This window comes from Corynebacterium canis, from assembly GCF_030408595.1.
Lineage (GTDB): Bacteria > Actinomycetota > Actinomycetes > Mycobacteriales > Mycobacteriaceae > Corynebacterium > Corynebacterium canis.
Genome location: NZ_CP047080.1, coordinates 187,057 through 198,548, shown reverse-complemented (window position 1 = coordinate 198,548; position 11,492 = coordinate 187,057). Strand labels below are relative to the sequence as shown.

The window sequence follows — 11,492 nt, the reverse complement described above, 5'->3', positions numbered from 1 at the left end:
TCTGCGCGGGTCAGGGGCGCTAAACTTTGAAACCATGTCGCTAGCTGCCTTGGTTACCGTGTATCACCGGATTCTTCCCGCGGAGCTGTCGGCGTGTTTGCATAGCTTGAACGCGCAGACCAGCCCCGCCGATGACCTCGTCGTCGTGGCGGACGGCCCGCTCCCCGGCACATTGGAGGCGATCATCGGGAATTCCGGCGCGCGCGTGGTGCGGCTGGAGGAAAACCAGGGCTCGGGGCCCGCCGCTGCGGCAGGGTTGGCCACGATTACCACCGAATTCATCGCGCGTCTCGACGCCGATGATATCGCCCACCCCGAGCGATTTGAACGTCAGCTCGCATACCTCGCCGCCCACCCTGGTGTGGACGTGGTGGGCACGGCGATGGCGGAGTTTGAGGAATCCACCTCGAATATTAAGGGGATTCGACGTTTGCCAGAGAACCACGAGGAGATCGCCGGGTACGCGAAGCTCAATAGCCCGGTGAATCACCCGAGTGTGATGATGCGGCGGGCCGCGGTGGAACGCGCCGGCGGCTACCATGACGTACATCATATGGAGGATTATGATCTTTTCGCGCGGTTATTGGCGCAGGGCTCGCGCTTTCATAATATGCCGGAACCGTTAACATATTTCCGCACTTCGGATACTCAGACAAAGCGGCGCACGGGGAAAGGAATGTTTGCTGCGGAACGGCAAATGCAACGAAACTTGGTGCGCTATGGGTTGATTTCTAGGCCGCGTTCATGGCTGAATTTGGTGCTGCGAACAGGCTACAGATTGTTGCCTACACGAACCTTAAATCGAGTGTACAAACGGCTATTCCACCGGTGATTTCATCGGATGGGTTAGCATGAGGAACATCATGCATTCCACTGCCTCAAATTACCAGGACACCTGGCTCGTCATACCTTGCTTCAACGAGGGCACGGTGATCGAAGATGTAATCCGTAACGCGCGGAAAACATTTCCAAATATCGTCGCCGTGAATGATGGCTCTTCAGATGATTCTGCGGCGCGAATTCACGCCGCCGGCGCGCACCTTGTCAATCACCCGGTGAACTTGGGTCAGGGTGCGGCGATTCAGACTGGCGTGGAGTATGCGCGCGCCCAGCCGGGGGCCAAGTATTTTGTTACCTTCGACGCGGATGGCCAGCACCAGGTCAAGGACGTGGTGGCCATGCTGGAACGGCTGCGCACCGAGGATAAAGACATTATTGTGGGCACCCGCTTTGGCCGCCCGCGCGGCGCCGACGATCAGGTGCCGTGGATAAAGCGCGTGGTGTTGCGAACGGTAGTGCTATTGTCCCCGCGGACCCGGCGACTGGGGCTTACCGACGCCCATAATGGCTTGCGCGTGTTTAACCGCAAGGTGGCGGATGAGTTAAATATCCGCATGAATGGCATGAGCCATGCCAGCGAATTCGTGGCGCAAATCGACGAGCGCGGCTGGCGCGTGGCGGAACAACCTGTGGATATTTTGTATACGGAATACTCCATGAGTAAGGGACAATCTTTGATCAACGGCGTGAATATTCTCGCCGATGGTTTTGTGGCGAGGAGGCTGCCGTGACCAGCACGATCATTATGCAGGTGTTACTCCTGCTGGCCACCGCTTTCCTGGTGGTGTACTTCCTGGGCAATCGTCGTAAGGCGCGCGCCAAGGCCGGGGTGAAGATCGGCTTTGTGTTGTTTATCTTCGTGGCGGTGTGGGCCGTGCTGCGCCCGGACGATCTCACGGTGGTAGCAAATATCGTGGGCGTGTCCCGGGGCACCGACCTGCTGCTATATGGCCTTGTGGTGGCCTTTATGTTCACTACAATTAGCGCCTATGTACGATTCCGTGAGCAAGAGCTACGGTACGCCCGGCTGGCCCGCGCCATTGCGTTGCGCAATGCGATCCGGCCCGAGGATAATCCGGACGCGTTATAGTCGGTTTTTAAGGAGTAACCCAACGTGAGTTCCCAATTTCGGCAGGTCACCAAAACAATGTGGGCCTTTCTCGCGGGGCTGGTGGTGATCGCCGGACTGGGTGGCTACGTAGTTGGCGCGCGCTCCACGGATGCCCTCCCGCAGGGCACAACCACAGCGGCCGATACCGGCGAGGCGCAGGCCACCGGACAGGACCTGAAAACCCCGAAGCCAGGCTCGAAGCCCGCCACGGCCACCGCGCGCCCCGATGGTTCGTTCGATGCCACGATCCACGGCCCGGGCGGGGAACTCCAAACCCAGGCGGACATCCTGAAGGTCCACCGCCGCAATGCCGAGGACCCCTTCGCCATCGGCCCCGTGGACGCCCCGGTGGTGATTTCGGAATTCTCCGACTTCGAATGCCCATTCTGTTCCCGGTTTGCCAATACCACCGAACACGAGATCCTCGAACGCTACGTCGATTCCGGCCTGGTGCGCATGGAATGGAACGACCTGCCGGTGAACGGTCCGAACGCGATTGCTGCGGCGCAGGCGGGCCGCGCGGCGGCCGCCCAAGGCAAGTTCCGCGAGTTTAAAAAGGCCTTGTACACCGCGTCCAAGGACGTCTCCGGGCACCCAAACTTCACCATCGATGACTTTATGCAATTCGCCAAAGAGGCCGGGGTCAAGGATCTAGAAAAATTCCGCGCCCAAGCCACGGATTCCACTTACACCGCCACGGTGGAAAGCGCCCGCGACTATGCGGCAAGCATCGGCGTCAACGGCACGCCCGGCTTTGTGATCGGAACTCAGTTCGTATCCGGCGCGCAACCAGCCGAGGTGTTCCATAAGGTGATCGCGGAGGAACTGGATAAGGTGGCCCGCGGCGAGGTCTCCGCCGAATGATCAACGTTGGTTTCCTCGGCGCATTCCTCGCCGGCGTATTAGCCCTGCTCAGCCCGTGCTCCGCCCTGCTACTCCCCGCGTTTTTCGCCTATGCATTCACTTCCAAACGGCAACTTATGGCCCGCACGGCGGTGTTTTTCTTCGGCCTCGCGGCGGTGTTGGTGCCGCTCGGGGTGGGGGTCGGCGGCGTCGGCAAGCTCCTGGTCACGCACCGTGACACGCTGATAACGGCGGGCGGCGTGGTGCTTATCGCGCTCGGCGTGTACACCTTCTGCGGCTTCGGTTTTCGCATCCCCGGGCTCAGCGCGCTTTCGCAACGCGTGGGCGGACCGGGCTGGGCATCGGTATTCCTGCTCGGCGCGGTCTATGGTTTCGCCGGATTCTGCGCGGGACCGCTACTCGGGGCGGTGCTTACCACCGCGCTCGTGGGCGGCAGCCTTTGGTACGGGGCCCTGATCATGGCGCTCTATGCGCTGGGGATGACGCTTCCGCTGTTTATCCTCGCCACCGTGTGGGAGCGGCTGCGCATCGCGGATCGGCCGTGGCTGCAGGGTTCCGTGCGGCAGGTAGGGCCATTGAAATTGCATCCGATGAGCATGCTGGCGGGTGTAATTTTCGTTGCCATGGGTGTGCTATTTCTCACCACGCACGGGACGGCGGCGCTGCCCACGCCGATCAGCACCGAGACGCAATCCTCCGTGCAGGAAACGGTGGGTGCCTGGGCGGCGCAGCTAAGCGACGCAATGACGCTGCTGATCGTTGCCGTAATCGTGGAAATTGTGCTGTTTGTGCGATTGCTGCGGCGCTAAACTGCGGGCGGCGCTGCTGCCGGGCATGCGACTATCCTCGAGCCCAAGACTCCCCCTTGGATGCAGAGGAGATGATTTACCGTGGCTTCCCAATCGGCGCGCGAGATTGACAGGCTTATTCACGCGGTTGAGGACCTCAACAAAGGCACCCTCCGCGAGTTTCATGCTACGAAAAAGTACCTTGCCGACGTCGCGGACTCCGCCGGCCGGTTCTCCCAAACCGACCAGAGCAGCGAAGACATCGTCGTCTTGATTACCCGGGTTATCGACGCCCAGGCTGGCGCGCTCATCGACATCGAACGGCGCCTCAAGGTATTGGAGACGATCCACGGCACATCTACCGGGGATACGAACCGGTAGCCCCGCCCCCAATACCTAAAAACTCACCCCGCACAACGCAAGGAGTTGTCCGAGGTGAGTTCAAGTGTGGAGCCGCCTAGGGGAATCGAACCCCTGACCTTTTCATTACGAGTGAAGCGCTCTACCGACTGAGCTAAGGCGGCCGGCCATGCATAACGATTCGCTGTGCGATGTCCGCTAAGAAACATACCACAGGGTTGAGTTTTCCCAATAACCGGCTCGTCGCAGCGCCAACCGGGCCATCACACCAGCCGTTAGCTCACGCGGCAGGCGATGCGGATGCGCCCCACCATGGCGTCCATGGCCACCACGGGTCGCACGTTATGCCCGAAGGCTTCGCGGCACAGATTGACGGCGTCGATGCAGGCCACCAGCGCCGCCGGGGGGTGTTGCGCGGCCAGCCGCTGCGAAAGCTCCGCGAAGTCCGGGTGAATAAGGCTTACCGACGCCCCGCTCGCCACCACCAATGCGTCGCGGTACAGGCCCGCGAAATCGATCAGCGCCAGGTCCAAGGCATCCCGCAGGAATCGCGTGCGGCGCGTCTTTTGCGTCTCCTCCAGTGCTTTGATCTGCCCGGCCGAGCCCCGCAACGCCTTCGCGGTGCCCTTGCCCTTCGAGCCGATACCGAGCGCAACATTGAGCTTTTCCAGCTCGCGTTGTTCGATCTCGGCGAGGGAGTGTTCAGCCTCATCCTTAATGGTTTTTACCAGCTGGGCGGTTTCCCGGAACGCCAGATCGCCCTGATAGATCAGGGACGCCAGGTTCAGCACCTCCGCGCGCCGCCGTTGGGCCTCCACATTGCGAGCTAGGTGGCGCGCCCTGCCGATGTGCCCAGCGGAGGCCGCGGCCGCCAGCTGTGCGTCACCTGCGGGGATGCCTTCGGATTCCAGCAGCCGCGCCACCTGCTCGGTCCGCGGCGTGGGGATATAAAGGTGCCGGCAGCGCGATCGCAGCGTGACCGCGATGTCCTGCGGATCCGTCGAGGGCGCGCTCAAAATAATCACCGTCTGCGCCGGCGGCTCTTCCACAGTTTTCAATAGTGCGTTCGCAGCCTGCATGGTCAGCCGATCGGCGTCCTCGATAATCACCACTCGCCATCTGGCCGTGGTGGGCTGTCGAGCGGCATCCGCGATCACCGAGCGCATTAATTCCACGCCGATGGAAAGCTCGTGCGGCACCACGTGGACCACGTCCCCATGGGTTCCCGCCCACGCGGTCCGGCAGGCGGGACACTTCCCGCACCCTATTTCCTCCGGGTTTTCACACACCAGTGCGGCCGCAAAGGCGCGGGCCGCTATGCTCCTCCCAGACCCCGGCGGGCCGGTAAAAAGCCAGGCGTGGGTCATGGCGGCGGTGGCGGCGCCGGAGCGGGCTGCGGTCGCGGCGTCGAAAAGCACTTGCCGCACGTTAGGGCTGCCGGCAAGGTGCTGAAACACATTGTGCTGGGGGTCGCTCACCTCACCCACCCTATACGGATAAAGTTGGGGGCATGAGTCGACTGAAATGGCTGCTCCGCACCTCGTGGCCCCTCTACACAGCCTCAGTGTTGGTTTCGAACGTAGTGGGCGCGGTGGCCATCACGTTATTCGTGAGCATGCTGGTGCCGCTGCCGGAGCTGTCGCAATTCAACGACCTCGGACACCTGCCCGCCGTAGTGATCGGCTATGCGGTGTTCGCCGCAATCGTGGGCACCGTAGGCACCGTGCTGCTGTTTCAACCCGTGCTGCGCTGGCAACGCAACCCCGAAGCCCACGACGCAAATATGGCGCGCAATCTGGTAATGCGGCTGCCCACGCACCAAGCAATGCTGTGCGCACTCGTGTGGTCAGTGGGCGTGGGCATTGTCGCGGGCGTGGCCTACACCATGTCCCCGCGGCTTGCGCTAGTTATTTGCTTATCGACGGCCCTCGGGGGCGCCGTCGTAGTCATGTTTACCTACCTCGAAGCTCAACGTTTAGTCCGCCCCGTAGCCGCCCTCGCGCTGATCCGCGGGTTGGACAACTCCACCCTAGAACCGCCGCTGGAACACCGCCTGCACCTCACCTGGTTACTTACCACGGGGGCGCCGCTGCTGGGGGTCATGCTTATGATCTGGGGCCAGCAGGCCGAGTACTTCACCCCCGATGCCTCCGATATCCTGCCGGCGATCATCGCCTTGATCGCTGCAGCCCTGGCCACCGGCTACGTTGCCACCGCCTTGGTAACGGCCAGCGTGGTGGACCCCATCCGGGAACTGCAGGAAGCCATTAACCACGTCCGGCGCGGGGAACACGAAACCGAGGTGCAAATCTACGACGGCTCCGAGATCGGCGTGCTGCAGGCCGGGTTCAATGAAATGATGCGTGGCCTGCGGGAACGCCAGCGCGTGCGCGACCTATTCGGCCGCTATGTGGGCGCGGAAGTAGCGCGGCGCGCGATGGAGGAACGCCCCACCTTGGGTGGCGAGGACCGCAAGGTAGCCGTCCTCTTTGTAGACGTCATCGGCTCCACCACCTTCGCCGTAAACCACACGCCGGAGGAGGTCGTGGCGGAACTCAACAAGTTCTTCGAACACGTGGTCACGGTGGTGCACCGGCACAAGGGCATTATTAATAAATTCCAGGGCGACGCCGCCTTGGCCATCTTCGGCGCGCCGCTCCCCCTCGCCGATTCCGCGGGTCACGCGCTGGCGGCGGCGCGCGAGCTCCGCCAGGAACTCAAAGACATGGAGCTTGCCTGCGGGATCGGTGTGGCCTCCGGGCACGTGGTCGCCGGGCATATCGGCGGCCACGCCCGCTTCGAATACACGGTGATCGGTGACGCGGTGAACCAGGCCGCCCGGCTCACCGACCTTGCCAAAGACACCCCCGGTCGGGTGCTTACCTCCGCCACCACGCTTCGCGACGCCAACGAGGCCGAACAGGCCCGGTGGACCGTGCTCAAATCCGTGGAGCTGCGCGGCCGGAAGGAAATGACCCAGCTCGCGCGGCCCGTTCGCCCCACCCTGGCCGACCGCTCCTGATCGCTAGCCTGATTGTGCCCTGGCCAATGGGTTGTGTGTGGGTCCACCCGCGCCGTTGGGTTGCCGCCGCCGTGGCCGATGGGTTGTGCGCAACCGCCGACCTGGGGCTCGTCTTTCTATTCTTCATTCGGGGGCCTAACGAAGAAATTCCGGACGAATCTCGCCCAAAAACGCTGCAAATCGTCTTTTTATTCTTCGTTGAGCACCCTAATGAAGAAATTCCGGACGATCGCAGGTCAACGGCTGCACACAACCTATCCGGTCGTCTTTTTGGCGGCCGTCTTCTTCGTGGTCTTCTTCACCGTTTTCTTAGCTGCAGCCTTCTTGGTTGCTTTCTTGGCGGCAGCCTTCTTGGTCGTCTTCTTCGCGGCGGCCTTCTTCGCAGCCGTCTTCTTCACCGTCTTTTTCGCGGCTTTCTTGGCACCAGCCTTTTTTCCAGCCTTCTTGGCCGGAGTGGCCGGATCAGCGGCTTCCTTGGCGCGGCGCTCGGATAGGAGCTCGCAGGCGCGGGCGTCGGTCATGGTTTCCGGGGTGTCGCCTTTTCGCAGAGAGGCGTTGGTCACACCGTCGGTGACATAGGCGCCGAAGCGCCCGTCTTTGACCAACATGGGCCGGCCGGATACATCGTTGGTACCCAAGACTTTGAGCGGCGGCTGGGATGGGGTATTGCCGCGGCGCTTGGGTTCGGCGTAGATTCGGCAGGCTTCGTCGAGGGTGACGGTAAAGATTTGGGATTCGCTGGCGAGCGACCGGCTATCGTTGCCTTTCTTTAGATAGGGCCCGTACCGGCCGTTTTGCGCGGTGATCAATGTCCCGTCGGCGGGATCGATGCCCACTTCGCGCGGCAGGGTGAGCAATTGGAGGGCCTCGTCAAGGGTGACGGTCCCAGGTTCCATATTGCTGAACAGGGATGCGGTTTGGGGCTTGAGGGTTTCCTCTACGATCTGATTAATGCGCTTTTCTTTGGCCGCGATGGCGGTTTTGGTTTCCCAGTTTTTGGGCCGTTTGCCTGTGGCTTTGCGTTCGGCGTCTTCGGCGGCGCGTTCTTCCGCCACCATCGTTTCGGCGATGGCTTCCGCGCCGACGCGTTCTTCGTCGGTGACAAGCTCGGTGACGTAGGGGCCGTAGCGCCCTTCTTTGGCCACGATCATGCGCCCGTTTTTGGGGTTGATGCCCAGTTCGCGCCCGCCTTGCGGGGTGGCAAAGAGCTTTTCGGCGACTTCAAGGGTGAGCTCGTCGGGGGTCATTGAGTCCGACAAGTTTGCGCGTTGATGTTCTATTTCGCCGTCCTTATCGACGCCCACCGCACGCTCTAAGTACGGACCATACCGTCCCACGCGCACGAGGATTGGGCGGCCTTCGGCATCGTCGAAGAGATGGAGGGAATTGACGGTCCGGGCGTCGATTTGTTCGAGATTATCGCCGACGAGGGCTTTGAGCCCGCCGAGGCGGGCGACGGTCTCGGCCATGGCTTCGGAGGCGTCGGCATTGCCAAAGTAAAAGCCGGTAAGCCAGGCGGTGCGATCTTCGTTGCCGGTGGCGATATCGTCGAGCTCGTCTTCCATGGAGGAGGTGAAGTCATAATCCACCAGAGAGGCGAAGTTTTGTTCGAGGAGCCCGACGACTGCGAAGGCCACCCAGGACGGCACGAGGGCATTACCGCGGGAATAGACATAGCCGCGGTCTTGGATGGTGCGGATGATGGAGGCATAGGTGGAAGGGCGGCCGATGCCGAGCTCTTCCATCTTTTTCACCAGGCTGGCTTCGGTGTAGCGGGCCGGTGGATTTGTGGAATGCCCCTCGGGGGACACGCTGGTGGCGGTCAGGCTGTCACCGCTAGCGAGTCGGGGAAGGCGCTTCTCGGCGTTATCGGCGAGATCGTTGCCATCGGCCTGCCGGGTGGTTTCCACATAGGCCTTGAGGAAACCAGGAAAGGTGATGGTGCGCCCGGTGGCGGAGAATTCGCAGCGCTCGCCTGTCGCGGCGTCGCCAAGCATGGTTACCTTCATGGAGGTGCCACGCGCGTCGGCCATCTGGGAAGCTACGGTGCGTTGCCAAATCAGCTCGTACAGCTTGAATTCCTCGGCGTCGAGCTGCGCGTGCAACTGGCCGGGGGTGGCAAAAGTCTCACCGGCGGGGCGGATGGCCTCGTGCGCCTCCTGCGAGTTCTTCACCTTGCGCGTGTACTGGCGCGGGGTGGGAGCAAGGTAATCGGGGCCGTAAAGCTCGCGTGCCTGGGCGCGGGCGGCCTGAATGCCGGATTCGGAGAGCGCGGTGGAGTCGGTACGCATATAGGTGATGTGACCGTTCTCATAGAGGCGCTGGGCGATGCGCATGGTGCGCTCGGAGGTGTAGTGCAATTTGCGCCCGGCCTCTTGCTGCAGCGTGGAGGTCATAAAGGGGGCGTAAGGCTTGCGCGTGTAGGGCTTTTCCTCCACGGCGGTCACCTGCATGGTGGAGCCCGCGAGGCCATCCGCGAGCGAACGCGCGGCGGCTTCGTCGAGGACGATAGCCTTGGAGGTGAGCTTGCCGCGATCATCAAAATCGCGGCCTACGGCAACCCGCGCGCCATTGACGCCGGTGAGCCGGGCCTGAAAGGTGCGGGGGTTATCGTCGTCGGTGACGCCGCGATCGAGCGTTGCGGTGAGGTCCCAATATGCGGCGGAAACGAACGCCATGCGCTCCCGCTCGCGCTCCACGATCACGCGGGTGGCCACGGATTGCACGCGGCCGGCAGACAAGCGCGGCATGACCTTCTTCCACAGCACCGGCGAAATCTCGTACCCATAAAGGCGGTCGAGGATGCGGCGGGTTTCCTGCGCGTCCACCAGGTTTTTATCCAGCTCGCGGGTGTTTTCCGCGGCGGCAAGGATGGCGGGCTTGGTGATCTCATTGAACACCATGCGGCGGGCGGGCACCTTCGGCTTCAGCACCTCTAGGAGGTGCCAGGCGATGGCCTCCCCCTCGCGGTCGGGGTCTGTGGCTAGGTACAGCTCGTCCACCTGCTGCAGCTTCGACTTTAGGTCGGTGACCTTTTTCCGCTTATCTGGGCTGATCACATAGAGCGGCGCGAAACCCCGCTCGGTGTCCACGCCGAGCCGCGCCCACTGCTCCTTCTTGTATTTGGTGGGCACGTCCGCCGCGCCCCGAGGGAGGTCACGGATATGACCCACCGATGCTTCAACAATGTAATCGCTCCCCAAATAAGGAGCGATTTTTTTCGCCTTAGTTGCCGACTCGACAATCACAAGGCGTTTCTTCGCTGTTGCCACGGTGCCCTCTCGAATAGTTGTGTGCGTACGTTCGCTTACCGTACACAGTAATATATGGCTCCGCTGCAAATTTTCCTACCCGAACCAATGACCGGGCAGGTTAGCGGGGATGCTATCCCGAAGATAATTCGCTATTTTCCAGCGCCCAGCCGCGGTTTGCTCCCCGCACAAACATCAGCGATTCATTCGCCGCAATGCGTTTGGTGGTTGGCAGTTCCGGCTCGGATTCCGGGCACAAATCCACGCTCTTGCGGTCCAGATGAATTGCGTCCATTGCACCGTTATCCGCATGTAACACGAGAATATTCTCGTCGTCCGCGAGGCCGGCCTGCGGTACCCCGGAAACCTCCCAGCCGGTCGCTTCCTTGATCAGCTCCGGGGTGGCGTACGGGCAAACGATTGCGTATTCCTCCCAGTTCCCGCCCGGCATCGCCAATACACTAATTTCCGTGTCCCCCGCTTGGAGGCGATCGAAGAGGTACGCCTCCGGCTCGGAAGCGCAGCCGACCAATGTGAACCCCGCCAGCGCAACCCCCGATGAAACCACTGCCGCGCCAAACCCGAACGTCCTCGCCGGCGTTGTTGTCATTGCCCACTCCTCGATGAAATTTCGGTGCACGTGTGCCCAAGCCTATATGCAGCCTATATGCAACACCACCACCATGGATGCCTTGCGTACAGCACGTTTACGGCGCCGAGTCTGACTGCAGTTTTGAGGCGACCACGCCGCCCCACCCTAGCCACGTTTGGGGTAGGTCGCCTCAGTGCCCGCACCCGCCCGCCGCACGCACGAAAAAACACCCCGATCCGCCGCGCGAAAAGTGGGTGTTTTCAGATCAACGTGTGCTTACAGAGTGCGCACTTTCTGTGCCTGCGGGCCCTTGGTGCCTTCGCCGATTTCGAATTCCACGCGCTCATTCTCGTTCAGCGAACGGAACCCATCGCCCTCAATCTCGGAATAGTGAACAAACACATCGGCGGAGCCGTCAGCTGGGGCGATGAAACCAAAGCCCTTTTCAGCGTTAAACCACTTCACAGTTCCCTGTGCCATATTTTTCTTACCTTTTTCTTGCTCTCGGATGCGACGCTTTCACCTTTCGAAAACGCCGGGCCGGTCCCGAAGCCCCCTGCTTCAATTTCCGAACGGTAATGAAACGAGGGCGCTCGCAAACTCTATCTCCTGCGAGCGCTTTTGAAACACTGCGCACAGAAACTGCGACCGCATCCCAGTGTGT

11 protein-coding genes and 1 tRNA gene are annotated in these 11,492 nt (G+C 61.7%); 7 read left to right on the top strand and 5 right to left on the bottom strand.

All coding sequences use genetic code 11. The annotated features are described in order from the left end of the window. Nucleotides 1-34: 34 nt before the first annotated feature. From CCANI_RS00920 to CCANI_RS00895, 6 genes are all read left to right on the top strand, one after another. Nucleotides 35-832 carry a glycosyltransferase gene (locus tag CCANI_RS00920; RefSeq protein WP_146324195.1) on the top strand — a complete coding sequence of 266 codons (798 nt, stop codon included), beginning with the start codon at nt 35-37 and terminating at the stop codon, nt 830-832. Between the two features lie 31 nt (nt 833-863). Continuing rightward, on the top strand, nt 864-1,571 hold the full coding sequence (gene ppgS / locus CCANI_RS00915; RefSeq protein ID WP_146324196.1) for a polyprenyl-phospho-N-acetylgalactosaminyl synthase PpgS: 708 nt from the start codon (nt 864-866) through the stop codon (nt 1,569-1,571). Nucleotides 1,572-1,585: 14 nt separating this feature from the next. Beyond that, nucleotides 1,586-1,930, top strand: coding sequence for a DUF2304 domain-containing protein (locus tag CCANI_RS00910; protein ID WP_146324248.1), 345 nt, complete (start codon nt 1,586-1,588; stop codon nt 1,928-1,930). A gap of 57 nt (nt 1,931-1,987) precedes the next feature. Next, a complete protein-coding gene (locus CCANI_RS00905; protein ID WP_146324249.1) occupies nt 1,988-2,815 on the top strand; it encodes a DsbA family protein in 828 nt (275 codons plus the stop codon). Beyond that, on the top strand, nt 2,812-3,624 hold the full coding sequence (locus CCANI_RS00900; protein WP_146324197.1) for a cytochrome c biogenesis CcdA family protein: 813 nt from the start codon (nt 2,812-2,814) through the stop codon (nt 3,622-3,624). The genes CCANI_RS00905 and CCANI_RS00900 overlap by 4 nt, the downstream gene beginning before the upstream one ends. Before the next feature lie 81 nt (nt 3,625-3,705). Further along, a complete protein-coding gene (locus CCANI_RS00895) occupies nt 3,706-3,984 on the top strand; it encodes a hypothetical protein (RefSeq protein ID WP_146324198.1) in 279 nt (92 codons plus the stop codon). Between the two features lie 67 nt (nt 3,985-4,051). Here CCANI_RS00895 and CCANI_RS00890 read toward each other — a convergent pair. Then, nucleotides 4,052-4,127, bottom strand: a tRNA-Thr gene (locus CCANI_RS00890). Nucleotides 4,128-4,238: 111 nt separating this feature from the next. Beyond that, entirely contained in the window at nt 4,239-5,441 is a 1,203-nt protein-coding gene (locus tag CCANI_RS00885) for a DNA polymerase III subunit delta' (RefSeq protein ID WP_425457322.1), read from the bottom strand. A 32-nt stretch (nt 5,442-5,473) separates the two neighbouring features. Here CCANI_RS00885 and CCANI_RS00880 point away from each other — a divergent pair, with 32 nt between their 5' ends. Next, a complete protein-coding gene (locus tag CCANI_RS00880) occupies nt 5,474-6,985 on the top strand; it encodes an adenylate/guanylate cyclase domain-containing protein (protein ID WP_146324200.1) in 1,512 nt (503 codons plus the stop codon). Between the two features lie 254 nt (nt 6,986-7,239). Here the strand turns inward: CCANI_RS00880 and topA are convergent, their stop codons facing one another. From topA to CCANI_RS00865, 3 genes are all read right to left on the bottom strand, one after another. After that, entirely contained in the window at nt 7,240-10,257 is a 3,018-nt protein-coding gene (gene topA / locus CCANI_RS00875; protein WP_186750207.1) for a type I DNA topoisomerase, read from the bottom strand. A gap of 112 nt (nt 10,258-10,369) precedes the next feature. Further along, nucleotides 10,370-10,846, bottom strand: coding sequence for a hypothetical protein (locus CCANI_RS00870; RefSeq protein WP_146324201.1), 477 nt, complete (start codon nt 10,844-10,846; stop codon nt 10,370-10,372). A 258-nt stretch (nt 10,847-11,104) separates the two neighbouring features. Continuing rightward, nucleotides 11,105-11,308 (bottom strand): cold-shock protein, encoded by a 204-nt coding sequence (locus tag CCANI_RS00865; protein ID WP_146324202.1) that lies wholly within the window; start codon nt 11,306-11,308, stop codon nt 11,105-11,107. Between the last annotated feature and the right edge of the window lie 184 nt (nt 11,309-11,492).

Bases quoted from the DNA above. Each gene is read 5' to 3' on its own strand.
- CCANI_RS00920 (WP_146324195.1), top strand. From the start codon at position 35: ATGTCGCTAGCTGCCTTGGTTACCGTGTATCACCGGATTCTTCCCGCG.
- ppgS (WP_146324196.1), top strand. From the start codon at position 864: ATGCATTCCACTGCCTCAAATTACCAGGACACCTGGCTCGTCATACCT.
- CCANI_RS00910 (WP_146324248.1), top strand. From the start codon at position 1,586: ATGCAGGTGTTACTCCTGCTGGCCACCGCTTTCCTGGTGGTGTACTTC.
- CCANI_RS00905 (WP_146324249.1), top strand. From the start codon at position 1,988: ATGTGGGCCTTTCTCGCGGGGCTGGTGGTGATCGCCGGACTGGGTGGC.
- CCANI_RS00900 (WP_146324197.1), top strand. From the start codon at position 2,812: ATGATCAACGTTGGTTTCCTCGGCGCATTCCTCGCCGGCGTATTAGCC.
- CCANI_RS00880 (WP_146324200.1), top strand. From the start codon at position 5,474: ATGAGTCGACTGAAATGGCTGCTCCGCACCTCGTGGCCCCTCTACACA.
- CCANI_RS00870 (WP_146324201.1), bottom strand. From the start codon at position 10,846: ATGACAACAACGCCGGCGAGGACGTTCGGGTTTGGCGCGGCAGTGGTT.
- CCANI_RS00865 (WP_146324202.1), bottom strand. From the start codon at position 11,308: ATGGCACAGGGAACTGTGAAGTGGTTTAACGCTGAAAAGGGCTTTGGT.